Source organism: Pedococcus sp. 5OH_020 (assembly GCF_027812955.1).
Taxonomy (GTDB): Bacteria; Actinomycetota; Actinomycetes; order Actinomycetales; family Dermatophilaceae; genus Pedococcus.
Window position 1 is genome coordinate 1 of sequence record NZ_JAPYZV010000018.1, and the last position, 23,990, is coordinate 23,990.

General features: G+C 67.7%; 22 protein-coding genes. 8 read left to right on the top strand and 14 right to left on the bottom strand.

Features of this window, described 5'->3' with window-relative positions; translation table 11 throughout:
- Nucleotides 1-160 precede the first annotated feature (160 nt).
- The 4 genes from PHA84_RS20260 to PHA84_RS20275 are packed head-to-tail and all read right to left on the bottom strand — an operon-like array spanning nt 161 to nt 2,945.
- Nucleotides 161-976, bottom strand: coding sequence for an ABC transporter permease subunit (locus PHA84_RS20260; protein WP_270889953.1), 816 nt, complete (start codon nt 974-976; stop codon nt 161-163).
- Complete coding sequence (locus PHA84_RS20265) at nt 973-1,890, bottom strand: ABC transporter ATP-binding protein (RefSeq protein WP_270889954.1); 918 nt, start codon at nt 1,888-1,890, stop codon at nt 973-975. The genes PHA84_RS20260 and PHA84_RS20265 overlap by 4 nt, the downstream gene beginning before the upstream one ends.
- 34 nt (nt 1,891-1,924) lie before the next feature.
- Nucleotides 1,925-2,671, bottom strand: coding sequence for a DUF4386 domain-containing protein (locus PHA84_RS20270; RefSeq protein ID WP_270889955.1), 747 nt, complete (start codon nt 2,669-2,671; stop codon nt 1,925-1,927).
- Between the two features lies 1 nt (nt 2,672).
- Nucleotides 2,673-2,945: a hypothetical protein gene (locus PHA84_RS20275; RefSeq protein ID WP_270889956.1), complete on the bottom strand. Its 273-nt coding sequence runs from the start codon at nt 2,943-2,945 to the stop codon at nt 2,673-2,675.
- Between the two features lie 353 nt (nt 2,946-3,298).
- On the opposite strand from PHA84_RS20275, the gene PHA84_RS20280 reads away from it, so the two are divergent.
- Nucleotides 3,299-4,495, top strand: a complete 1,197-nt coding sequence (locus PHA84_RS20280) for an MFS transporter (RefSeq protein ID WP_270889957.1) — start codon at nt 3,299-3,301, stop codon at nt 4,493-4,495.
- A gap of 45 nt (nt 4,496-4,540) precedes the next feature.
- On the opposite strand, the gene PHA84_RS20285 is transcribed toward PHA84_RS20280, so the two are convergent.
- From PHA84_RS20285 to PHA84_RS20310, 6 genes are all read right to left on the bottom strand, one after another.
- Complete coding sequence (locus PHA84_RS20285) at nt 4,541-7,270, bottom strand: LuxR C-terminal-related transcriptional regulator (RefSeq protein ID WP_270889958.1); 2,730 nt, start codon at nt 7,268-7,270, stop codon at nt 4,541-4,543.
- Nucleotides 7,271-7,499: 229 nt separating this feature from the next.
- Nucleotides 7,500-8,369, bottom strand: a complete 870-nt coding sequence (locus PHA84_RS20290; RefSeq protein ID WP_270889959.1) for an SDR family oxidoreductase — start codon at nt 8,367-8,369, stop codon at nt 7,500-7,502.
- 50 nt (nt 8,370-8,419) lie between these two features.
- Nucleotides 8,420-9,376 carry an NAD-dependent epimerase/dehydratase family protein gene (locus PHA84_RS20295; RefSeq protein ID WP_270889960.1) on the bottom strand — a complete coding sequence of 319 codons (957 nt, stop codon included), beginning with the start codon at nt 9,374-9,376 and terminating at the stop codon, nt 8,420-8,422.
- Nucleotides 9,373-10,041, bottom strand: a complete 669-nt coding sequence (locus PHA84_RS20300) for a hypothetical protein (RefSeq protein ID WP_270889961.1) — start codon at nt 10,039-10,041, stop codon at nt 9,373-9,375. The genes PHA84_RS20295 and PHA84_RS20300 overlap by 4 nt, the downstream gene beginning before the upstream one ends.
- Nucleotides 10,042-10,046: 5 nt before the next feature.
- A complete protein-coding gene (locus tag PHA84_RS20305) occupies nt 10,047-10,760 on the bottom strand; it encodes a DUF4386 family protein (RefSeq protein WP_270889962.1) in 714 nt (237 codons plus the stop codon).
- On the bottom strand, nt 10,760-11,149 hold the full coding sequence (locus PHA84_RS20310) for a hypothetical protein (protein WP_270889963.1): 390 nt from the start codon (nt 11,147-11,149) through the stop codon (nt 10,760-10,762). Before PHA84_RS20310 ends, PHA84_RS20305 begins: the two co-directional genes overlap by 1 nt.
- An 85-nt stretch (nt 11,150-11,234) precedes the next feature.
- On the opposite strand from PHA84_RS20310, the gene PHA84_RS20315 reads away from it, so the two are divergent.
- The gene (locus tag PHA84_RS20315; RefSeq protein ID WP_270889964.1) at nt 11,235-11,414 is read left to right on the top strand and encodes a hypothetical protein; all 180 of its coding nucleotides are present in this window, start codon (nt 11,235-11,237) and stop codon (nt 11,412-11,414) included.
- Between the two features lie 17 nt (nt 11,415-11,431).
- Entirely contained in the window at nt 11,432-12,649 is a 1,218-nt protein-coding gene (locus PHA84_RS20320; RefSeq protein WP_270889965.1) for an AfsR/SARP family transcriptional regulator, read from the top strand.
- Between the two features lie 248 nt (nt 12,650-12,897).
- On the opposite strand, the gene PHA84_RS20325 is transcribed toward PHA84_RS20320, so the two are convergent.
- On the bottom strand, nt 12,898-15,465 hold the full coding sequence (locus PHA84_RS20325) for a WD40/YVTN/BNR-like repeat-containing protein (RefSeq protein ID WP_270889966.1): 2,568 nt from the start codon (nt 15,463-15,465) through the stop codon (nt 12,898-12,900).
- Nucleotides 15,466-16,284: 819 nt separating this feature from the next.
- Nucleotides 16,285-16,539: a hypothetical protein gene (locus PHA84_RS20330; protein ID WP_270889967.1), complete on the bottom strand. Its 255-nt coding sequence runs from the start codon at nt 16,537-16,539 to the stop codon at nt 16,285-16,287.
- A 648-nt stretch (nt 16,540-17,187) separates the two neighbouring features.
- Here PHA84_RS20330 and PHA84_RS20335 point away from each other — a divergent pair.
- Both PHA84_RS20335 and PHA84_RS20340 read left to right on the top strand, forming a co-directional pair.
- Nucleotides 17,188-20,091, top strand: a complete 2,904-nt coding sequence (locus PHA84_RS20335; protein ID WP_270889968.1) for a PQQ-dependent sugar dehydrogenase — start codon at nt 17,188-17,190, stop codon at nt 20,089-20,091.
- A 104-nt stretch (nt 20,092-20,195) separates the two neighbouring features.
- Nucleotides 20,196-20,399, top strand: coding sequence for a helix-turn-helix domain-containing protein (locus PHA84_RS20340; protein ID WP_270889972.1), 204 nt, complete (start codon nt 20,196-20,198; stop codon nt 20,397-20,399).
- A gap of 275 nt (nt 20,400-20,674) precedes the next feature.
- Here PHA84_RS20340 and PHA84_RS20345 read toward each other — a convergent pair whose 3' ends face one another.
- Nucleotides 20,675-21,100: a hypothetical protein gene (locus tag PHA84_RS20345; protein ID WP_270889969.1), complete on the bottom strand. Its 426-nt coding sequence runs from the start codon at nt 21,098-21,100 to the stop codon at nt 20,675-20,677.
- 565 nt (nt 21,101-21,665) lie between these two features.
- Between PHA84_RS20345 and PHA84_RS20350 the strand changes: the two genes are divergently transcribed.
- Together PHA84_RS20350 and PHA84_RS20355 are read left to right on the top strand one after the other, a co-directional pair.
- Entirely contained in the window at nt 21,666-22,082 is a 417-nt protein-coding gene (locus PHA84_RS20350) for an ester cyclase (protein WP_270889970.1), read from the top strand.
- A 264-nt stretch (nt 22,083-22,346) separates the two neighbouring features.
- Nucleotides 22,347-22,847: a hypothetical protein gene (locus tag PHA84_RS20355; RefSeq protein WP_270889971.1), complete on the top strand. Its 501-nt coding sequence runs from the start codon at nt 22,347-22,349 to the stop codon at nt 22,845-22,847.
- Nucleotides 22,848-23,063: 216 nt separating this feature from the next.
- Here PHA84_RS20355 and PHA84_RS20360 read toward each other — a convergent pair whose 3' ends face one another.
- Nucleotides 23,064-23,849 (bottom strand): IS3 family transposase, encoded by a 786-nt coding sequence (locus PHA84_RS20360; RefSeq protein WP_270889973.1) that lies wholly within the window; start codon nt 23,847-23,849, stop codon nt 23,064-23,066.
- Here PHA84_RS20360 and PHA84_RS20365 point away from each other — a divergent pair.
- Nucleotides 23,835-23,972: a hypothetical protein gene (locus PHA84_RS20365; protein WP_270889974.1), complete on the top strand. Its 138-nt coding sequence runs from the start codon at nt 23,835-23,837 to the stop codon at nt 23,970-23,972. The genes PHA84_RS20360 and PHA84_RS20365 overlap by 15 nt on opposite strands.
- The last annotated feature ends 18 nt before the right edge of the window (nt 23,973-23,990 follow it).

A 23,990-nucleotide genomic window follows, 5' to 3' on the forward strand; every position in this document is an offset into this window, starting at 1 on the left:
ACCGCGGGAGGCCCTCCCATGTCAGCCCATCAAAGCGACGAGTCGCACTCCCTCAACCAACGTGACCGGTCAGTACAGCTAGCGCCGTCGATGCGGTGGAACGCGCGCCGCGGGCGTGCGGCGGCCCCCGAGGGGCCGGTAGGGGGTCTGAGGGCCATGTTCACTTCACCTCCGAGCGCAGCAGGGTGACCAGGCCGATGACCAGCGGTGCGACGAGCCATGTGGCGGAGGTGATGCCGAGCTGGGTCCACTGTTCGGCGCTGAACCCGCCGTTGAAAAGGGCGCTTTGGCTGTAGTTCGGGTCGACCCAGGGCTGGGCCTTGCGGAACCAGTCCTGTCCCATGGCGAGGAACGTCAGGAGGGTGGGGGTGATGAAGGCGTAGATGAAGTAGGTGACGATGGCTCCGGCGGAGGCGCGGATGAGGACGCCGAGCATGAAGCCGGCCGCCATGAGGAGCGTGTTCGCGAGGGCGTAGTAGGCGAAGTCGGTGACGTTCTGGTCCCACACGGGCTCCACACCGTGGATGGCGGTGCCGGCGAGGTTGCCGAGGGCGCCGAGGGGGAAGGCGAGGACCATGGCGAGGATGCCGACCAGGAGCATGGCGAGGCTCTTGGCGAGGATGACGCGGCCGCGGTGTGGGACGAGGGTGAACGTGGTCAGCCCGCTGCGCTGGGTCCACTCGGCGGTGACGGACAGGAGGGCGATGAGCGGTAGCAGGATGCTCATGGGCTTGCCGATGGCCAAGGTGAAGGTGCTGTAGCTGAGCTGGTCGGCTGGTGCGAACGCGATGACGAGGATGGTCGTGGCGACGGCGGCCAGGCCGGTGCCGACGAGCAGCCAGAACCCGGAGCGGGTGTCGAAGGACTTGCGCAGCTCCACTGCGACGAGGCGCCGCAACGGGATGCGGGTCGGGGCGGCGGCCGGGCTCGCCGGGGCCGTTGGTGTGGTGGGGGTGGTGAGGACGGTGGTGGTCATGCCACTGCTCCTTCTCGCTGCGTTTCGGCGGTGAGCTCGAGGAACATCTCCTCCAGGCCGGCGCCCTCGGCGGGGCGCAGGTCGAGCAGGGCGACGCCGGCGGTGGCGGCGTGCTGGCCAACGTGTTCGGGGTCGGCGTCGACGCGCAGCGTTCTGATGCCGGTTGCTTTGCGGAGGCCGTGTTCGGTGAACGTGGTTCCGGCGCTGTCCAGGGCGGCGGTGAGGGCGGCGGCGTCTCGGGTCTGGACGAGGGTGCCGCTGGTGGCGAGCAGGTCGGCCTTGGTGCCTTGGGCGACGATGCGGCCGTGGCCGATGACGAGAAGGTCGTCGGCGATGACCTCGATCTCGTGCAGCAGGTGGGATGAGAGCAGGACGGTGCCGCCGCGGTCGGCGTAGCTGCGTAGGAGGTCGCGCATCCAGCGGATGCCGGCGGGGTCGAGCCCGTTGGCGGGTTCGTCGAGGATGAGGACCTGCGGGTCACCGATGAGGGCTGTGGCGATGCCGAGGCGTTGACGCATGCCGAGGGAGTAGTCCCGCACCCTCCGCTCGGCTTCGGTGTCGGTCAGGCTGACCCTGGCGAGCATGTCGTGGACCCGGCTCGCCGGGAGTCCCATGGTCTGGGCGGCGAGGGTGAGGATTTCCCGTCCGGTGCGGCCGGCGTGCTGGGCGGAGGCGTCGAGGAGCACGCCGACCTCTCGTCCGGGGTTGGGCAGGTCGGTGAACCTGCGGCCAAGGACGGTAGCGGTGCCGCTGGTCGGCTTGGTGAGCCCGACCATCATCCGCATCGTCGTGGATTTCCCTGCCCCGTTGGGTCCGAGGAAACCGGTGACGCGTCCCGAGTGGGCGATGAAGGTGATGTCGTCGACGGCGACAGCGGGTCCGTAGCGTTTGGTGAGTCGTTCCACGGTGAGCATGAGCGGGGTCCTCTCGAAGCCTGAGTCGGCGGTGCTAGGACTGGGCCGGGGTGGCGGTCAGGGCATTGGGCTTGAAGCCCTTGACGATGAGGTAGATGCCCAAACCGAGCTCCCAGAAGAACTCCGGCGTGGCCGTGAGCTGCTGGAGGGCGCCACCGGGTTCGATGAGGCCGAGGACGGCCGCGGAGCCAGAGGCGACGATGAGAGGTCCGCCGATGAGGCCGAGCACGGCGAGCCGGCGAGGCACCAGGCCGGTTCGGAACATCATCCAGCCGAGGACGCAGCCGTTGCCGACACCAACGACGAACGCCGGGCCGAGGTTGAAAGTCCAGTGCTGGATGGCGAGGAGCGCGTCTCCGACGGCGGTTAGGCCGGCGGTGGCCTGCTCGTTGGCGGCCGCGTAGTCCTGACGCAGCGTGACGACTGTGAGGACGGTGAGGATGCCGACACCGATGAAGACGCTCTCCATGATTCGGGCGGCGATGAAGCTGAGGCCGAGGTTGGGGTACCGGTGCTTGACGACCGTGTACAGGGCGGTGGCGCTGCCGATGTTGGCGATGATGAGGATGGCCTCGGCGAACGCTCCCCACAGGACGCGGGAGTCCTCTCCGGGCCCGGTGATGTAGTTCCCGTCAAACAGCGGCGGGTAGAACCAGACCTTGGCGGAGATCGAGGTGACGTAGGTGAGGACGAACATCCAGCCGACGATGGTGGCGGCGCGGCGCGTGGTGTCCGCGGCCGGCTGACTGTCGACGGTGAGGGTCTGCTGGGTGGTGGCCATGTCAGTCTCCTTGTTCGGTGGTTGCAGCGGTTGAGGTGGTGGGGTCGTGCTGGTGCAGGGAGAGCAGGGTGATGCCGATGTCGCCGAGCTGACGCAGCAGCCCATGCAGTGCTGCCTGGTCGGCGACGGGACCGAGAAGAACGGTGGTGCCGTCCTCGAGCGGCGTGAGAGTCATGCCGTCGAATCGGGCGGCCCAGTGGCTACCCAGGTGGCCCTGAAGGCGAATCTCGTACCAGGCCCGGTCGCGCCCGGTGGAGGCTGGCTGGGGCGTCATGGGTGTCCTCCTTCAGGTGCGTCTGGGTCTGTGCGGCGGTGGACTGGTTCGACACGCCGCAACGTAGGAGCGCATGTGATGAGCAGGCATCACCGCATCTGGTGAATCACACGATGAGATTCGGGCCGACGCTGCTGCGGCAGACGTCACAAAGACGGACGAATCGCGCCTCAACGCGTACGTGAGTCATGGTTCTAGGCCGGACAGGGCTGGTGCCGGCCGCGGCGTCTACCTACGGTGGGGTGCGGTCCGGCTTTGGCTGGTCCGTCGTCGCCTGGGAGCCGCACATGCAGGACCCACCCATTGCAACCGTGGAATTGCCCACCCCGCGCGGTCGCGTCGGGTGGGGGTTCGTGACCCTGTACACCCTGTCCTACCTGGGCACGAGTCTCTTGTTCATCGCCCCGCTAGCGGTCACCTTGGCGTTGAAGGTGAACGACCTGGTCGGCACGAACGCTGCACCCGCAAGCCTCGCCTTGGTCGCAGGCGTCGGTTCAGCGGTATCCCTGGTGGCCAACCCGCTGTTCGGCCGGTTGAGCGACCGGACCTCGTCGCGCTGGGGGATGCGCCGCCCGTGGATGGTCGGTGGCCTGTTGGGCGGCACGGCGGGCGTCCTGGTCGTGGCCACCGCAACCAACGTCGCCACGGTCGTGCTCGGGTGGTGCATCGCCCAGCTGTTCTTCAACGCGGTGCTGGCGGTGCACGTGGCGGTCCTGCCCGACCAGGTCCCTTCGACGCAACGGGGCCTGGTGTCCGGAGTCCTCGGCATGTGCTTGCCGCTGGCGTCCATCGGTGCCACCTTCGTCGTGAAGCTGTTCTCCGGTCACGAACTGGCGATGTTCCTGGTGCCGTGCGCGGTCGGCGGGGTGTTCATCGTGGTCTTCGCTGCGAACCTGAAGGACCGGCGATTGGCGCCGAAGGTCAGGGCGGCGTGGACGCTGCGGGACGTGCTCGACACGTTCATCGTCAACCCACGCCGCCACCCTGACTTCGCCTGGGCGTTCCTCAGCAGGTTCCTGCTGGTGATGGCGTACGCGTTCCTGACGACGTACCAGGTGTACTTCCTGCTGAACCGTCTGCACCGTGCCGAGGCCGACATTCCGGACCTGGTGTTTCTCGGGACTCTGGCGCAGTCGTCCGCCGTCGTTGTTGCGTCGCTGGTGGGTGGTCGCGTCTCCGACTGGGTGGGACGCCGGAAGGTATTCGTATGCACTGCCGCGCTCGTGTACGCCGTCGCCATGGTGCTGCTCAGCCTCGCCACGACGTTTCCGATGTACCTGGTGGCACTTGCCGTCAGCGGGCTCGGGTTCGGGCTGTACTTCGCCGTCGACCTCGCCCTGCTCACCGAGGTTCTGCCCGACCCGGACAACGCCGCCAAGGACCTGGGCGTGTTCAACTACGCCGGCGCAGTGCCATTCACACTGGCCCCGGCGTTGGCGCCGGCCATCCTTTCGCTGGGGGCCGGTAGCTACAGCGTCTTGTTCGCCGTTGCGGCGGCGTGCGCTGCTGCCGGAGCCTTTGCCATCCTGCCCGTGAAGGCGCTGCAATAACGGACTCGGATGCCCCGCCCGGCGCCTACGGGTTCTGTGGGCGGGTCAGCGCTCGGGGCGGACGAGGAGGTTGAGCTCTTGAGCGCGGCTGACCGCCGCGCGTCGGCCGCGCACACCGAGCTTGCTGTACACCTTTCGGGTGTGGGTCCGAACCGTGTTGAGGGACACGACGAGGTGTCGGGCCATTTCGGGCCCGCTGAGGTCGGTGGCCAGCAGCCGCAGCACCTCCAGCTCCCGCTCGCTGAGCGGGTCGATGAGGTCCTGCCGTGCCGGTTGCACGCCACTTGGGGCTGTCGAGTGGCCCTCGGACGTGCACGCGTCCATCAGCTCACCGACCCAAGAGGTCGCTCGCTCGGTGGGAGGGAGCAGCCGGATCAGCCGGGGCACGTCGCTCGCGTGGTCGGTGAACGGGCGCCTGTAGCGCTCAGAGCTGCTGAGCCGGATCGCGAGCCGCAGGTGGTCTACGGCTTCGTGGTCGCCGACTGCCAGCGCGGCGCACGCTTGGAGCACGGCGACCTCCAGCAGAGTGCCGTGGCGGCTGCCGGCTTCGCTTGCGGCGTGCAGGCGGGTAAGGAGCGAGCGCACCTGCACAAGGCTCGTGCGGTGCGTCCCTCTGCTCTCGGCGAGAAGGAGCATGGCCAGGGTGATGTGCTCGTACTCGTGCACGTAGGTCAGCTCGTCCTCGGGCCGCAGCTGGTGGGCGGTCGCCCATACGCGCGCGTCGTCAAGGCGTCCTTGGGCGATGAGCAGCCGGGCTCGGGTGGCGTGCACCGGCCGGACATCCGGTTTGAAGTCGGCGACATACAGCCGTTCGGCCTCGTCCAGCAAGGACAGTGCCTCGTCGACGTCCCCGCGGGCGGCGCGGAGCAGGGCCATGATGACCCGGACCTGTGAGGCGTGCTGCGGCATGCCGGCGGACTCGCCGAGCTGCTGCGCGACGCGCAGGTGGCTCTCAGCCTCCTCGAGTCGACCGCGCTCGAGGGCGACAGCCGACAGCCCGGTGTACATGTCGGCGGTGCCTCGCGGCACGGCGGGGCTGTCTGTGGCGAGGGCCAGGGCGCGTTGCAGGGTTCGTTCAGCGTCGGTGAGCCGCCCTTGGGTGATGCGGATGTCGGCCAAGGTGGTGGTGCAGCCGAAGACGTCGGAGATGTGACCGGCCTCCAGGAGCTCGTCAACGCATCTTGAGTAGCAGTCGTGGGTGGCTTCGATCTCACCGGTGCGCCAGTGGGCGAGCCCGGACAGACCCCACGCACCGGCCCGAGTTGGGTGGTCGTCGGCAGCGGCCGCGGTCGTGGCGAGTGCAACGTGGCGCTGCGTGCCGGCGAGGTCTTCCGCCAGCAGGGCGTACGCGGCCCGGTACAGCTGGACCTTGCCGGGCAGTCGTTCGAGCTCGGTCGGGTCTTCGACCTCCACCTCGGGGTCCGTCGGCGGCGCGGCCGCCAAGCGTGCGAGGGCACTCTCGACCTCGTCCAAGCGGCGCGGGACGGAGCTCACGTCGGTGTGGGCCATCAGTCCGGCGACGAAGCCCATGGCGAGAGCAGGTCGCGACTTGACGACCTGCGCCGGGACGGCGTCGACCCAGCCGACGATGGTCGACTCATTCCGGTCACGCAGCAGGGCCGGAATGGCTGCCTCCATGAGCGCTGCCGCGCGCGGGTGGTCGCCGGCTGCTAAGGCGTGCCGCACGGCGGGGACCGCCTGCCCGTCTGCGTCGTACCAGGCGCTGGCCCGCTGGTGCAGCGTCGAAAGCCTGAGGCCAGCCGCGTCGGCTGCCGCATGCGTGCGCAGCACGTCCGCGAACAGGTGGTGGTAGCGGTACCACTGTCGTCGTGCGTCGAGCGGCACGACGAACAAGTTCTGCCGTTCGAGCAGCTGCAGCGTTTCGCGGCTGTCAGCGTGACCGGTCACCGCGTCACACAGCGGACCGGTGAGGCGCTCAAGGATGCACGTGCGAAGCAGGAACTCGCGAACATGCTGCGGTTGGCGGCTGAGGACTTCGTCGACGAGGTAGTCCACGATGAACCGGTCGTCGCCGGCGAAGTCGATGAGGAAGTCTCTGATGTCGGTCCGGTCCTGCAACGACAGGACAGCCAGCTGCAGCGCAGCTGCCCAACCTTCCGTGCGGCTTTGTAGGATGGCGGTCTCGGCCGGATTGAGATCGACGCCGGCGTCCTGCAGGTAGCTGGCTGCCTCGGCCGGGGTGAACCGCAGGTCGGCGGAACGCACCTCGACCAGTTCTGCGCGGGCGCGTAGCCGGCTCAGCGGCAGGCTGGGGTCGGTACGGGTGCTGAGCACGACGTGCGCCTGCGGTGGCAGATGCTCAAGGAAGAACGCGACTCCGTCCGCGAGGTCGGGGCTGTCGACCAGGTGGTAGTCGTCGAGCACCAGGACGACGTCGCGCTCCACGTCGGCGAGTCTGTTGAGGAGCTCGGTGAGCATCGCGGGTGCGGGTGCACCCCCGACCTGGAGCAGCGGCATCAGCTCAGTGCCGATGTCGGGATTCGCTGCGGACAGGGCGCTGACCACGTAGGCCCAGAACATGCGTGGGTCGGATTCGCCAGCGTCCAGAGACAGCCATGAGACCAGTCCCGGGATGGAACGTTGGTGTACCCAGTTCGCGATGGCGGTGGTCTTGCCGAACCCGGCCTGGGCGGAGACCAGCGTCAGTTTCATCGACATCCCATGGTCCAGGAGACCGCTGACTCGGGCACGGACAAGGGTGCCCGCCTTGGGCCGTGGAATGAACAGCTTGGTGGTGAGCAGCGGACCCGACATGCCTGCTCCGTTCGCGACACCGGCTGGCTGTGTGCAGCGTAGAACAGTCGGGGCCGACACCGAAGGGCTTCCGGTGCAGCACGCCTTTGGCGGCAGCGCCCGAAGTCGCTGTCGGCCGGCAAGACATCAATCACCCCTTTCTGGCGGCATGGACGAAGGCGCCGACGTGCTCTTCGTCCTCCTTCGCCTCTGAACCCTCGACGCTGGGTAGCGGAACACGTCCCGCTCGTCAGCGGCCCGGGAGGCGAACGAGCGCATTGCTGGTTTGCCACAGCTGGGCAGCGATGGCTGCGTCATAGCTGAGCTTCGACGACCGCCTCGGTTTGCCATTGCTGAAGAACGTCCCCTGAACCCCCTTCAGGTCCGGGCTGGAGGCAAGCAACACGGACGTAGCCGCTCCCTGGTCCGGGGTCCGCATGAACGGGCGAGCCAGAGGGACGAACAGACGCTGGGCGCGGCCGGGGTCACCGGCACCGAACGAGGTGCGGACCACCCCCGGGTGCAGCGCGTTTGCGGTAACGCTGCTGTGCGCGAGTTTGCGGGCGAGCTCGTGGGTGAACAGGACGTTGGCGAGCTTGGACTGGTTGTAGGCGCGCGCCCCGGAGTAGTCCTCTTCGCCTTGGAGGTCTTCGAAGTCGATGCGTCCCATGCGTTGGGCGTTGGACGAGACGGTGACGACCCGGCCCTCCGGGCTGGCCTTGAGCCGGTCAAGCAGCAGTTTGGTCAGCAGGAACGGTGCGAGGTGGTTGATGGCGAAGGTGCGTTCGAGGCCGTCGCTGGTGATGTGGCGCGTGTTCCAGTAGCCGCCTGCGTTGTTCACGAGCACGTCTATTCGGGGAAAGGTGTCAAGGAGCGCGGCGGCCAGCTTCCGAACCTCGGCCTGAGAGGACAGGTCGGCGGTGAACGCGCGCACGACAGCTCCCGTCGCACTGCGTACCTCGTTCGCGGCCTGCCTCGTGCGGGTTTCGTTCCGGCCGGTCACGGCCATGATGGCGCCCATCTGGGCCAGGCGCAGCGCGGTGGCTTTGCCGATCCCGCCGCTGCTGCCGGTGACGACGACGGTTCGGCCGGCCATGATGCCGGCGGTGGTGTTCCGCATGGTGAATCCCTTGGTTGATGAGTTGCGCAGGTTGGCGGTCGAGTGGCGGTTCAGGCGGCTGTGGCGTGCGGGTAGGTGGTGAGGGTTCTATCGAGAGCTTGCGCGAGCGGAGTGGCGCTGACGCCGAGCGCAGTGGTGATGCGGGTGCTCTCGACGATGAAGGGCTCGTCGAACTGGTACTGCATCTCCAGCAGGGAACGCGCGGTCGGGTTCGTGATGGCGACGGCGCGCAGCAACAGGGGGTGCACTCGCCGTAGCCGGGTCCGGGACTGTCCAGCCAGTCCGTACACGACGTCGACGAGCTGGCGGGTGGTGCGGGTGTTCGGGTCGTTGGGCAGGTGCCACACGTGGCCCGGTGCGTCGGGGTGTTCGCCGAGCGTGGCCAGGCCCTCGCCGATGTCGGGGATGAACGTGTACGTGTGCGGCTGGTCCGGGTTGCCGAGGACGGTGGCGGTGCGCCCGACGAGGGCGGCGGGGAAGAGCCGGTCGCCGAGGTTGGACTGGGCCCCGCCACGCGGACCGAAGTAGTCCGACGCTCTTCCGATGGCGACCTCCACATGGCCCGCAGCGTGGGCGGCGAGCAGCTCGCGGGACATCCGCGAGCGGAGCTGGCCCTTGTGGGTGTGGGCGTCGTGCGAGCGGTCTTCGTTCAGGGGGCGGCCGTTCGGACGGCCGTACATGTACACGTTCTCCATGCTGACCAATCGGGCCCCATGGGCCTGTGCTGCTGCGAGGACGCCGGCCTGCAGGGCGGGGAACTGGTGCTCCCACTGGTCGTACGGTGGGTTCAGCGTCTGGTAGACGACTTGTGAGCCGGTAGCGACTGCGGTGGTGAAGGCCGGGTCGCTGGCGTCGCCGCCGACCACCTCGACCCCTTCAGGAACGGGCGCATGGCCGCTGCGGTTGACCATGCGGACGGTTTCCCCGCAGGCTTGCAGGGCGTCCATGGTCGCCAGGCCGATGGCTCCGGTTCCGAAGATGACCTGGCGGGGGCTGGTGCTGTTCATGACGGGTCTCCGTTCGGGGTGGCTTGGGTAGCGGCCGTGGTGGCGCTGGATCGGGCAGTTGTGTCGGGCTGCGCCAGCAGGAGGTGGAGCAGGATGCCGAGCAGGGCGGTGACGGTGATGGCGCCGCTGGAGCCGAACAGGGTGAACTGTTTGTCGACGGAGTCACCGAGGACCAGGGTGCTGATCGCCCAGCCCGTGGGCCATAGGGCTGGCATGGCGAGGGCCCAGACCCACCGCGCGCGTGCGTGCTTCGGCAGGGCGAACGCCTGGGCACTGCCCAGCACTGCACCGGTCAGTGCTGCCATGATGGCGAGCTCGCCCATGGTGGTGCCGTAGCCGACGGTGTGCGCTCCCAGCAGGAGCCCGGCACCCATCCCCAGGCTGGTCGCTACCGCCCACCGCACCTTGGGGAGACGGCCTGAGCTGGCCAGGGCTTGGCCGAGCCCGAGGACGGCGCCGGTGACCAAGCCACCGAGCAGTGCTGCGAGCGGTCCGTCGACGCGGCCGGCGACGGCGATGCCGACGACCCCGGCGATGGGGCAGGCGAGAAACCCGGCGGTCCACACAAGCCAGGCGCGCAGCGCCCTGGCACGCGGGACGGTGGGGGCGGCTAGGCCGGCTTCGGTCTTGGTGGCCTTGCTGGTCTTGGTGGTCTTGGTAGTCATGGTGTTCAGCCCCGTGCCTGGATGAGGGAGGAGGCTGCAGCGGCAGGCTCGACAACGGTGCGGCGTCGGATGAGCAAGAGGACCGCGAAAGCGATGAGCCAGGCGCTCCACAGGACGTAGCCGGCGAAGTTCGCGGTGTCGAGGATGGGCAGGTCCAAGGGGGAAAGGACACCGGCGACGATGAGCACTGCCGAGACGGCGCCGAGGGCGGTGAACCAGCGACCGGCCAACGTGCGGTGCAGCGCGACCAGCACCAGAACCGTCCAGGCGGCCGTGAACAGGTACCCGAGGGTTTCGCCGATGACGTTGCCGAGGATGAAGTGCGCGGTTTCGAACGCGTCTTGGCCATGTGCGGCCACCGTCGGGTCCGAGCTGGCTGCGTCGGCGGCGAACCTGGGAACGAGCACCGGCCAGCGGGACAGGCCGATGACCTGGACGGCGGCGGCGGCGATGCCGGCCGGGACGGCCCAACGCATGGCCCGATGGGTGGACAGGCGACCGACGCCGACCGCGATAGGGGCGAACAGGGCCGCGGACACTGCCATCACGGCGAACCAGAACATCACTGGACTTTGGTGGTCCCGGAAGCTGGCCAGGATGTCGGTGGCGGGTTCCTTCAGGACGTCTGGGTAGTTGAACGAGGTGCCGAGGACGGTGAAGGCGGCGTTGGTCAGGACGGCAGCTTCGATAAGCAGTGCGGCGGTGAGCTTCCGGTTCATCAGGATTCCTTCGGGGTGGTGGCCGGTGCGGTTCCGGCGCTGAGCGGGGTGGTGGGGTTGTCCTGGTGTGCGATGGCGCCTGATGCGATCCAGGCGGCCAGGACGCTGTCGGGGTGGTCGAGCAGGTGTTCGCGGGCCAGGGCGCTGACGCGGTCTCGGTCGCCGGCGAGATGGGCGGCAGCCAATGCGGTGAGCTGGCGGTCCCGCCGAGCGGTGGCGGCAGCTACTGCTCGCACGAGCAGCTCCGGAGAGGCAGGGTCGAGCAGCGCGGCGGCGGTCAGCACGAGCGGTTCGGTGGATGTGGTCGCCTGCGTGAGGATGGCCGCAGCTGCCGCGGGGTCACCGCTGATGAGCTGTCGGACCAGGGTGTCGGCTTCTGCAGGGGTCATGGAGAGCAGCGTTGCTCCGGTCGCTGACGCGGCGCTGACACGTCACTGACACGTCCCGGCTACAGGGTGGCCGTATGCTCCGAAGATGTTGACCCTGGCCGTGCTGGGTCCGGTGGAGGTACGCCGCGACGGGGTCCTCGCGCGTGTCCCCGGCGGCAAGACGACCGAGCTGCTGGTCAGGTTGGCGCTCGAGGCGGAGCGCCGGTGCGTGCCGAACGCCTGCTGGAAGACCTGTGGCCGTCCCACGCCCATGCGCCAGCTCTGAACACGCTGTAGTCCAAGGTGTCCAGGCTGCGTCGCGCGTTGGGCGACCCGGCCGTCCTGCGGGGCGACGATGCCGGGTACACGCTGCTGCTGGGCCCCAGTGAGATAGACGCCGTTGCGGTGCTGCAAATGGCCGAAAACGCCACCGGCCTACGCGCGGCAGCACACCCCGAAGCTGCCCTCGAAGTGTGCGAGCAGGGGCTGCGCCTGTTCCACGGTGATGTTCTGCCCGGTGCCGCCGAGGCCCAATGGGCCGACCCGTACCGGGTCCGGGTGGAGACGGCCCGTCTTCAGCTCATTGAGGAGCGCCTGGCCGCAAAGGGCGACCTTGGCGCAGCAGAGGAGCTCATTGCCCCACTGGAGGAACTCACCCTCTCCCACCCGTTGCGGGAACGACTGTGGGCGTTGCTCGTGATTGCGCTGTACCGGTCAGGGCGTCAGGGCGATGCCCTGGCCGCCTGCAGACGGGTCCGTCACCTGCTGGCTGACGAGCTCGGCATCCACCCGGGCCCCGAGCTTCAACGCGTGGAACAGCAGGTCCTGGCCCAGGACCGCTCTCTCGCGCCGAGGCCCTCCCCAGTGGCGACGGGTCCACGTCGGGGCAATCTGAGCACGCCGGTCACGTCACTGGTCGGACGGCACGCCCAGCTCGCCCAGGTGGTCCACGCTCTGGCGGAGCACCAGGTGGTCACGCTGACCGGCCCCGCTGGCGTCGGCAAGACCCGGCTGGCAGTTGAGGTTGCCAGCCGCTCCGGTCTGCCCGCGGGGGCATGGTTGGCACGTTTGGAGACCGCTACGGACCCGGCCAGCGTGTGGCGCAGCATCGGCGAGGCACTGGCCGTTGACGCTCCCACTGAGGCGGCCGTGACCGAACGGCTCAAAGGCGTGAAGCTGCTGCTCGTGCTGGACAACTGCGAACACGTCGTCGTCGCCGTGTCTGCCACCGTGAACACTCTGCTGGCTTCGGCGCCCCATGTGCGCGTCCTCGCCACCAGCCAGGTGCCTCTACGCGCCGCCTCGGAGACCATCATCGACCTCGAACCACTCACCCTGACCGACTCCATCTCCCTGTTCACCGACCGGGCCGAAGCCCAACGCCGCGACCAGCCCGACGACCAGGACTCTCGCGCGACCATCGAAGCGCTCTGCCGCTCGTTGGACGGCCTGCCGCTGGCCATCGAGCTCGCCGCCGCGCGAACCAAGGTCCTGCCTGTCCGGCGCCCGATCCGCGGGTAATGGCGGGAGGCACTTATGCGTTCCGATAAGACGCGTTGTGTAAAGTTGAACGGTCAATCACTTTATTCGGCGCGTTGCATGTCTAGCGTTGCCTCCGGACGCTTGGCCACGCGTCAGACCATGAGGCGAGCTGCAATGCAGCCCTCTGGACGCGGGACATCTTGGATGTCCGCATTCACGACCAGTGTGCGTGGTCTGGCGCTGGGCCCAGGCACTGTCACTAGTTCGCACAGATACCGGCCGCACCGCTACCCCGTTGGCGCGGAGATTGTCCAGATCCCACGGCCGTGGGTGGCGGCGACTAAGGTACCGTTCGGGTCAACGAGGATCTGGCTGACCACGACGTTGGGAAGATTCGTACCGAGCCTGCTCCAGGTGCTCCCGTTGTCAGCAGAGCTGTACACGCCGATGTCGGATGCGGCGATGAGCGTACGACCGTTCAGGACGACGTCATTGGCCGGGAGGTCCGGCAGGTTCCCTGAGATGTCGGTCCAAGAGCTGCCTCCGGTGGTCGTCTGGTACACGTGGCCGACGCCGGGGTCGTCCGGGCCGATGATCCAGTGCCTGGAGTAGCCGGACAGCGACAGGTAGGCGTGGCTCGGGTTGGCCGTGTCGATCTCGATGCCGGTGATGTAGCGGTTGGGAAGGCCGGCGCTGACGCAGGCCGCACTGCCGGTGCATTCCTGCGCCGTGGCATGCCAGGTGCCGCCGCTGTTGCTCAGCATTACGATTCCGGCCCTGAAGCCGGTGCCGCTCGGGAAGCTTGGGTTGCACGGGCCACACCATGCAGCGGCGACGTACCGCGTGCCGCCGAGGGTGACGGCATCGAGTGCAGTCACCTGGGAGGCCCCGTTTCCGCCCAGCGCGGTCCGCACGTCGAAGATGTTCTTCCAGTCCGTCGCCGCGCCGGTGTTGGCGGTGGTGCCGGCCACCCCCGCTTCTGAGTTCCAGACGAACGCGCCGCCGGCCACGAGATGGCTGGAGTTGGTGCGGTCCATGGTGATCGGCGCGATGAAGCGGGGATTGGGGTCAGATGGGGTGATGAAATGCCAGTTGACACCGCCGTCGGTCGACTTGAGCGCGGTGAGGCTCGTGTATTCGGTGATCACGTTCTTCGAGTTGGCCGGGTCGACGAGGGTGTAGCCGCCGTCGCCGCCGAATACCTGCACGGAGCTCACATTGATCGGGTGGCCGAGGTCGTCGAGCACCGTCCCGGTCGTCGGGAAGACCTTGTTGCTGCCGTTGTCCTGCAGGCCGCCGTAGATGGTGGAATCGCCGCTGCCCTGGGCCGCGTAGTACTGCAAGGCGTTCACGTGCGCGTTGAGGTTGACCCAGTTGCCGACGTTGCGGTCCGTCAGGGCGCGCGCGTACACGCCACCGTCGTTCCCGACGTAGAGCTTGCCGCCGGCGATGATCGCCGCGTGCTGGTCGGAGTGCGCCTGGTTGTGGTTGCAAGTTCCTTCGAACGGCGTGTAGGAGAAGCACTTGAATCCGAAGTTCCAGTAGGGCCCGACGGTGTTCCAGCCGGCGCCGGCGTTCTGGGTCTCGTAGACCTCCTCGAGGCCCGCGTAGACGTGGTCCTTGTTGGCCGGGTCGACGACCAGGAACTGGTTGTACCAGGCCTGCACGCCTGGTCCGTAGCCCTTACCGATGCGGGAGATGGTTTGGGCCGACTCGCTCGAGGCCAGCTTGCTGGAGTCGGCGATCTTCGTCCATGGCCCGTTCGGGTCGCCGTTCTTCGACTCGTAGATGCCCTGCAGCAGCGTCTTGCCGTTGGTGCCGACGTTGAGCAGGTAAGGGCTTTGGACGATCGCGTAGGCGCGGTCGCCAGCCGCCGAGTAGGCCAGCGTGGTTCGACCTTCAGCCTTGGGCGGAACCCAGCCCTGTGGGTTCGCGACGTAGCTGAAGTGCGCGCCGGCGTCGTTCGACAGGTAGAGGCCGTTCGTGGGCCAGCCACCGCGCCAGCCGGCGACGGCAACCACTTGCCGGCCGTTGGTGCCGGGTCGAACTGCGACATCGCTGATCATGTTGCCGACGACGAGGTTGAAGTTCTTGCCATCGCTGGGCGGGCCGGCCGGCTGCAGCACAGCAGTCCAGGAGGGGCCGGCTGTGGCGGTGTTGAAGCGGTAGAGCCCATGGGACGTAGCAGCGAACAGGGTGTTGCCATCCGCGGTGAGGCGGAAGATCAACGCGCCGTTCAGCTCTGGTCCGCCGATCCTGTGCCAGCTGGCGCCACCGTCGCTTGACCCGAGCACGCCTACACCGGCGTAGCTGTCCTGGCTCGTGTTGGCCTCGCCGGTGCCGGCATAGACCGTGTAGCGGCTACCGGAGCCGGTTACCAACAGCGCCCCGATCGAAAGTGTGGCTTGCGTGTCGGTCACCGCGGTCCAGTGTGCACCGCCGTCGCTCGACTTCCAGACACCACCGTCTGCGGCGCCGGCAAACACCGACCCATCGGGAGCCGCGGCCAGAGCGGTCATGCGGCCAGCCACCCAACGATCGCCGGATCCGGAGTTGCTGAAGCCGCTCGTGGGGTCGATGTACTGCGGCGAATCGGAGAAGTCGTTTCCATCGGTGCCGGCCCGAGCGTTCCGCTCGGTCCATGCACCGCCCACCGCCGACACCGCAACAGCCTGGGCGGCGCCGGCGGCGTAGGCGTTCGGGTCAACCGCGCCGTTGGGTGAGAGCCGCTGCGACATGAACCAGTCGGCGGCGTCAGCGACCTCTTGACTCTCGTCGCCCGCGTTCTTGTCCGGAGGAGATGCGACCGCGATCCCCGGTCCGGCCGCGCAGAGCAGCGCCGCAACGATGGCCATTAGCACTACGAGTCGACGCCGCATATGCCACTCATCTCCTCAACATGCACACAAGGTGCGATGAGGGCCACTTCGGATGGCCCCTCACGGCATTCTCGGCAGGCCCGCCATCACCGTCAAGACGCATCTGAACTAGTCCCGCTCCCGGCGCACGCTTGCCCAGGACATCACTAGCCCGACCGGCGAGATCCCGCCTCGGGCGGACGCTGGACGATGTGGCTCGAGCACGTCCTGCCCGGTTCGACACCCACCGCATTTCCGACGGCGGGGCCTAGGCCGTCAACCTGGGGCTGGTCGACGCGCTGCAGCTTGCCTACCGGCTCCTCGGTCTCGAAGCTTGCCTACCGGCTCCTCGGTCTCGATGAGGCCGCCCGCGGCGACGAGGTGTTCGCGCAGTCTTGTCCTTGCCCGGATCCTCGAGCCGACTAGCAAGCTGGACAGCGCCCCGGTCCTGGCCGTGGGGTTGCCCACAAGTACCCAACCGGCGCGGCAGCCACGCGGGAACAGTTCTCCGGCGGCAAGGACGGCGCTGCCAGGGTCCTTCGCGAGCTCGGCTTCGAGGTCGCCTTCGTCGACGACACAGCCACGGCAGATGCCTCGGCAACCGGGGCGTGGCGTGACGCGTCGCCGCGGAGTATGCGGCCCAAGCCTTGAGCCGTGGCGCCGGACCACCGTCAGCAGGGGAGACCCTGGCTGGCTAAGGGCCTTGCTACGGGCCCCGCATCGCGGCGGACGAGGATGCCGCGATCCTGTCGCCCGACGGCTGTGGCCTGTGGGCAAGTGACCGTGTGCTGGCCGAGTGCCAGGCCAAGCGGCGCATCATGGAGGTTCAGGAGTACGACATCCCCAGTCCAGGATCTCGACTGGGAGCTGACGGTCACGACGTCTAGAACGCGCGCTTTCGGCCTCGCGTGCCTGCGGGCAGCCCACTTCCACACCTAGGGCGTGGTCGACCTCGTGCTGGCGCAACGGACAGCCAGCCTCGGTCACGGCCTCCATGAGGTCGGCCAGTAGTTCAATCTCTTCTTCCATTGCCGGGTCGTGCAGTTCCGGGTACGGGTCGATCTCAGCCATGGGGCAGGCCCTCTCGGGGATGCGACAGGAGTAGTGGTCACCCAGCACGTCGGTGCGAGGGACGGCCCCCGGGAGTGGCCTGCGAGTCCGTCTGCTTGACCTCATGCCCATGGTCTCCCCGATGGCCTAGACGCGTCGATGGCTCAACGTGACCCCCCGGGGGATGGCTAAGGTGGCGGGTCAACCTTGGACTCGGCCATCGGACGAAGTGGTCAGCATCGTCAGACCAAGTACCTACCGCGAATCCCATGTGGCAGTACAAGGTCTTCGACCATGCGCTGCTGACCTCGCGCCGTCGGCACGTCGGTGCGCGCAATCGCTGGGTTCGAGCCGACATGTCGGCTTGCTGCTCGCATTGACGGCCAATGCGGGTGTACCTGGCACATCACGACGCGGCAGGGGTGTCGAGGGCCGTTCCTTGCGCTAGGGCGCCGAGGGGCCGATGGTCGGTGTGACATCGCGGAAGAGCCCGGCTAGCGCCGGGCTGTGTTGCGTGTCCTGGGTTCCGCTACGGCATCGGGACGATGACTGCAAGGGCTTGGCGGGGGACGCTTACTTCTGCACGGCTCGCGGGCGGGGCGGGGTGCATTGCCTCGCGTAGGGGCGGCGCGATGAGCGAGTGAGGACACCATGCGACGCAGGGGCGCGATGGCAGTGATTTTCGTCGTGCTGTTCGGCTTGGTCCAGCTTGCCGGGGCGGCGCCAGCCGCTGCGCTGACGCTTCCTGCGGGCTTCAAGCTGGTGGACTATGCGACGGGGCAGGCGGCGTACAAGCTGACCAACTTCGCTTGGCTCGAGGATGGGGGGTTGCTTACTTCCGGCAGGGACGGGACCATCACGTTCGTCCCAGCCTCCGGCGCTCCGCGGGTGCTGACTACTGTGCCGTCGGTGCGGGCAGTAGATGACCACGGCCTGCTCGGTCTTGCTCTGGCGAATGACTATCCCACGACGGGTCGCGTGTACGTGACGTATGACAAGGGTGACCTAGCCGCTGGCGGCTTCGGGATGGTGGAGGAGTGGAAAGCTGCCCCGGCCGCCAGCCCTACCAGCTTCACTCGGAGCTTGAGCGTCATTGACGGAAGCGCCATGTCGCCGCAGCTGGCGCAGCTGGGCAGATATCACGGCATCGACACTGTTGAGGTTGCTCCCGACGACACCTTGTTCGTCAGCATCGGAGACGACGCGGGCAACAACGGCGATCCGAAGACGCTGCGGGCCCAGGACCTGAACCAGCCCTACGGCAAACTGCTCCACCTGACCGCTGACGGCCGCGGCGTGTCCGGGAACCCCTACTACTCCGCCACGACGCCTAGGTCATGGCGCAGCATGGTGTACGCCTACGGTTTCCGTAACCCGTTCCGCTTCAGTCTCGATCCTCGTTCCGGCATCCCGCACCTGGGCGACGTGGGGTGGAGCACGATGGAGGAGGTCGACGCGGTCCGGCCAGGGGCCAACGCCGGGTGGCCGTGCTACGAGGGCAAGGATCGCACCACCTTTTCTTCCTACAGCGTGTGCCAGGCGCTCTACGCCGCGGGATCGGCTCAGATGCCGATCTGGGCCTATCCGCACACGGTAGGCACGGCTGTTATCGGCGGCGTCCACTACACCGGCACCTCCTACCCGGCGCAGTACCGCAACGCCTATTTCTTCGGCGACTACACCCGCCTGAAGATCTGGACCTTGGCGACCGATCTGCAGGGCCACTTGACGCGCGAGCCGGAAGCGGGTGGCTTCGCGACCGATGTCGGCGCCCCTGTCGCGTTTCATGCGGGCCCGAACGGCGACGTGACCTACGCCGACCTGGTCACTGGCAAGATCCGGCGACTGGTGTACAGCCCGGGCAACCGGGCCCCCGTTGCGAGGTTCCTTTCGACCACGGACGCTGAGAGCCGGACCGTCACCTTCTCCGCCGCCGACTCCTACGACCTAGACGGGGACCAAGTCACCTACTCCTGGGACCTGGGCGACGGCAGTAGTGGATCGGGCGTGACAGTCAGTCACACCTACGACACCCCAAGCCCCGTAGCGGTGACCCTGACGGTGCGGGACCAGTTGGGCGCTAGCGACACCGCCACGACCACCGTCTATCCGTCGAACCACACCCCGAACCTCATCCTGGAAACGCCATCAGCTCGGACCTACGCCGTCGGCGACACGGTGTCGCTGTCGGCGACCGCTAACGACACCGAGGACGGAAACCTCACGGTGAGCTGGGACACCGCCATTCGCCACTGTCCGCTCGCCGACAGTTGCCACTTACACCCGGATACCGTCGTCACCGGTGCCACCTACAGCCAACCCTTCACTGACCACGGTTCCGACACCACCATGCTGATCACCGCTCATGCCGAGGACTCCAAGGGTGCGACGACCAGCGTCACCTACCAAGCCAAGCCCACACTGCGGACGGTTGCGGTCAACAGCCCGGTGGCGGTCAGCATCAATGGGGCGACCGTAACCTCGGCGAAGGTCGTCGCCGGATCGGCCGTAGAGCTGAACACGCCGCTGACGACTTCATACTGGCGCTTCATCGGGTGGAGCGATGGTGGCGCCGCCTCCCATGCCTTCACCATGCCCGACCGCGACCTGACGCTCGACGCCCGCTACCTCACGGCCATCGACGCCAAGTATGCCCAGCTCGGCGGCGTCTCGTCGTTGCTCGGTCGGCCCACCACCGCGGAATACGACACCACTGGGGGGCGCGCGCGCAACTACGTGGGTGGCCGGCTCTACTGGTCGTTCAGCACCGGAGCGCACGAGGTGCACGGGCCAATCCTGACCAAGTACCTCAGCGGAGGTGGGCCAGCGGCCCTCTTCGGGTTCCCCACAACCGATGAGATCGCGGTCACCGGCGGACGGGCGTCCTACTTCACCCAGGCACGCATCTACTGGTCGTCCACCACCGGGACCCACTTCAGTCACGGCGTCCTGTTGAGCAAGTATCTTGCCTCCGGCGGGCCGAGTGGTTACGGCCTGCCAACGACTGATGACACCAGAATTAGCGGGGGCTGGAAGGCGGACTTCACCGGTAACCGCAGCATCTACTCCTCCGCAACCACTGGCACGCATCTCGTGTACGGCTCCATCCGCACCCTGTACCTCAGGGGAGGTGGGCCCGCAGCCTTCTTCGGGTTCCCCACAACCGATGAGATCGCCGTCACCGGAGGACGGGCGTCCTACTTCACCCAGGCACGCATCTACTGGTCCTCCACCACCGGGACCCACTTCAGTCACGGCGTCCTGTTGACCAAGTACCTTGCCGCCGGTGGGCCGAGTGGTTACGGCCTGCCCACGACTGATGACACCAAGATCACCGGAGGCTGGAAGGCCAGCTTCAGCGGAGGCCGCAGCATCTACTGGTCCTCAACCACGGGCACGCATCTAGTCTATGGAGCCATCCTCCGCAAATACGCGTCACTGGGCTACCAGACCTCATGCCTGGGCTTTCCCACCACCGACGAGTACAGCATCACCGGTGGCAGACGGAACCGGTTCCTCAGCGGCAGCATCACCTACCTCTACGGACTCCGCACCACGACGGCCAAGTGCTGAGGCCCTGACCCGAGTCGCCCTGCCTGGCCGGAGGCCCTCCCACAGTGACGCCTAACGCGACCGTCGACTTTGGCGGCAGTCCGCAGGATCGCCCCGTGACCACAATGGCACGGACGCCGTCGCCGCGGCCGTGGCAGCCGGCCCAGGCTTATGCCCTACTGCGGTCGGGCGAGCTGCCAGCGATCAAGGTCGGGGGCCGCGGGCAGTGGCGCGTCGAGGCGGCCGAGCTCGAGGGCTACATCCAGCGGATGTACCACCAGACCAAGAACTTCGTCGCTGCCCACCCCTTCGGTCATGGCCAGGAGTGAGGCCGGGGAGCCGGACCGGCCGCAGGTCTGCTACTGAGCGCTGACGCACCAGCATTTGCCGACCACACGAAGCGCGGTCGTGGTCAAAGGACCTCGGATGAGCGTGCCCTGCAGCAGCCACTCCGGTCAGGGCCAGGGAGTGGAACTGGTGACCCGCGCCCTTGTCCGTGGCCATGAAAGTCCCCACGGGTGGCGACCTGCTCGTCTAGGTCGGAGCAGGCGGCTCGCAAGTCGCTTCCGGCAGAAGAGGAGATCGACCCGCGGGCAGGCGAGGATCAGGACAGGGTGGCGTGGCACTCGAAGAGTTGCCCTCGGGCAACGCCGCCGACACCAACAGAATCGAGGACTCCTTCAAGCACGGCGAACAACGTGTTCAACCGTGCGTACCGCTCGTCTCCCGTGCGGAACCGGCATGTGGTGATGAATACTCGCGCGCCGTCCACGGGTCGAAGAGTGGCAAGCCCGTCCAGCTCGACCCAAGCTCGCGCACCGTCCTGAGTCGTCAGTACTCCACGGAGCGTGGGCAGGTTGACGTTGTCCGGTCGACGGGGCGCCAGATTGGTCAGCCGCAACGTCCCGGTCAGGCGCTCGCCGACCAACGAGCCTTCCATCGTGCCGTACAGCTGCCCACCGCTCGAATACTCAAGAGACTCCAGGGCGGAGTAGGTCAGTTCGACGGCGGCAAGCTTCGAGATGTCCATGGCTCCTCCTTGAACGGCATGTGACGGCCGGCTGTTGCTACAGGGAAGCCCGACAGCGACGAATCGTGAATGACATGCTCACCCGCTGCGAGAGCCGTCGATCGGCTGAGTCTGCTTCGCAGTTTCGACGGCGCTGCAGAACTGAACGATTCCGGCGCTCGACAGATCGCCGCACCGAGCGCAGCGTCCTGCCACCGTTGGAACGGTCCGGAGATCAACACCAGGCGATCCCGGACCTGATGACCGCCACTGACCATGGGCGTCCCTCTCTAACGCCGCCGCCCTGCATGGGTCGGGTAGCACGCTGGACGAGCTCGAGATGGCAGGCGCTGCGATCGAGGTAGTTGCCGGCACCTGCATCGACCGCCCCGGCGAGCGAGTGACGTGGGGGACGCCATGGAGCGCACCGTGGGGCGGCGGGCCTCGGGTGAGCTGGCGATGGAGGACAGTAGGGACACGATTCGTGATCCGGTCACCGAAGGCCCTTGCCAACCGTTGGCCCTGGGCGTCTACTGGCAGGAACGAGCGCCCGTGGTGCGGGGCCTCGAGGGCCAGAGGATGCAAGATGTCGGATGACGAGTTGAGGGCGGCTGTACGACGCTTCTTCGAAGAGGTGTGGAACAACGGCAACGTCGGGGAGACGGAGGCGTTCCTGGGCCCGGAGTTCGTCAGCCACAACACCGTCGACGTGCGGATCGTCGGCCCCCGCGAGTACGGCGCGGCGGTCACCGACTACCGGGCGGCCTTCCCGGATTTCCACACCACGCTTGAGGAGGTCCTGGTCGACGGTGACCGAGTCGTGGTCCGCGGCACGGACCGTGGGACCCATCGTGGCGACTTCATGGGTTTCCCCGCCTCGGGTCGCGAGGTCACGACCACTTGGATCGAGATTTTTCGGATGGAGCAAGGCAAGGCCGTTGAGGGGTGGGTCGAGTCGGACTCAGCGATACTCCGCAACCAGCTCGTAGCCGAGGCTGGCTGAGCGCGCGCGCCCGACCTGGTGCTGTCGAAGGTCGGAGCCAGTCTGGTACGCCGACCGTTCCGTCTGCGCAGGCGATGTGCATCGCGCCCGCGGTAGACCTCGCGGCAGAAGTCCGACCGTGCCCGCGCGGCCGGCACGCGATCGGAGTACGAGCGGTTCGTTTCGCGCGACGTAGCCTTCGGGGAACGGTTGCCGGTTGGCGCACGTCTCACTGGGTGAGGGCGGCGCGAGGCTGAGCCGCCGTTGTCGGCCGAGGTGCTTGTGATGCGCGTGGTCCACATCGTCCTTGTCGGCGCGGCGGTCATGTTCACCGCCGCGTGCGGCACGGGCGGTGACCCGGCCGCGGCGCAGACACCGACTGCGCCAGTGCCCGCGTCCGCGTCCGCGTGCGCGAGCGAGCCTCAGTCGGGGAACTCACTGGTGATGGTCGACTGGGTCGACTTCGTGCAGCTGCACGGCGTGCAGTACATCGCTGGCATGGACGGCCAGGTGCCGCCGGTCTCGGCGGCTACGCTCGGGCCAGTCGTCGGGCACGTCCAGTGTCAGCTGAGCCTGCTGAAGTTCCAGCAGACGCCCGGACCGGCAGTCGACGGTGACGCGGGCTTCCTAGCCGCCGGCACCCCGGTGCGCGCAATCGCTGGGTTCGAGCCGACATGTCGGCTCGCTGCTCGCATCGACGGCCAATACCGGGTGTACCTGGCACATCACGACGCGGCAGGCGTGTCGAGGGCCGTTTCTTGCGCCCGTGCGCCGAGGGGCCAATGAGGCCGTGTGACATCGCGAAAGAGCCCGGCTAACGCCGGGCGGTGTTGCCCGTCCTGGGTTTGCGCTACGGCATCGGAACGATGATTACAAGGGAGAGCCGGCGAACGCCTCCAGCGCGGCGTCGGCCGCGTCGGCGTCGGGGGCGGTGTAGATGGTCGGCAGTCCGGCCGCGTACGCCTTGCGGTCGTGGCGGGACCCCATGAACTGGTCCACCCGCTATGAGAGTGCTGGTTGGGTGTTGCCGGTCCAGGTGGCTGCGTACTCGGCGGGGGTGAGGTCTCCCAGCGAGGAGTGCGGCCGGTAGGTGTTGTACTCGATGCGCCAGGCCTCGGTGATGACCTGGGCTTCGTGCAGGGTAGCGAATTCCTCGGCGTTGAAGAGCTCGTCGCGGTCGCGGCTGTTGAAGGACTCGGCGAAGGGGTTCTCCCATGGTGAGCCGGGCTCGATATAGGTGGTGCGGGTGCCGGCGAGTCGGCAGTAGTCGCGCAGCGCCCAGGCGATCATCTCGGGGCCGTTGTCCATCCGTAGGTGCACCGGTGCGCCACGGATGGCGACCAGGGCGCTGATGACCTCGACGACCTGATCGGCGGTGCAGGAGCGGCCCACGCGCATCGCGAGGGCTTCGCGGGTGTGTTCGTCGACGACGTGGAGCGACTTGAGCTGGCGGCCGTCGTGAGTGGAGTCGAACTGAAAGTCGATGGCCCACACGTGGTTGGGGTGGACCGCGCGCAGCCGTTGGGAGTCCTCGGTGCGAGTCCGGCGACGCTTGCGGGTGCGGACCGGGCGGCGTAGCCCTTCCTCGCGCCAGAGCCGTTGGACCCGCTTGTGGTTCACCCTTGTCCAGGGGTTGGTGGCGTCGCGGCGCAGCAGCCGGTAGGCCATCCGCCAGCCCCACGGCGGATGCTTCCTTGCGATCCCACGGAGCTCGGCACACAGCCGGGCCTCCTCGTCAGGCCGTCGTCGAACCGGCAGCCGGCAGGTCGAGCGATGAGTGCCGGCCACGCGGCACGCGCGGCGTTGGGAGACCCCGAACCGTTGTTGCAGATGCCCAGCGGCCCTGCGGCGACGGTCCGGGGTCAGAAGTTTCCAGTGATGATGGTGGCGGTATCGGCCGGCGTGGTCTGACCCGTAAGTTTCCTGGCC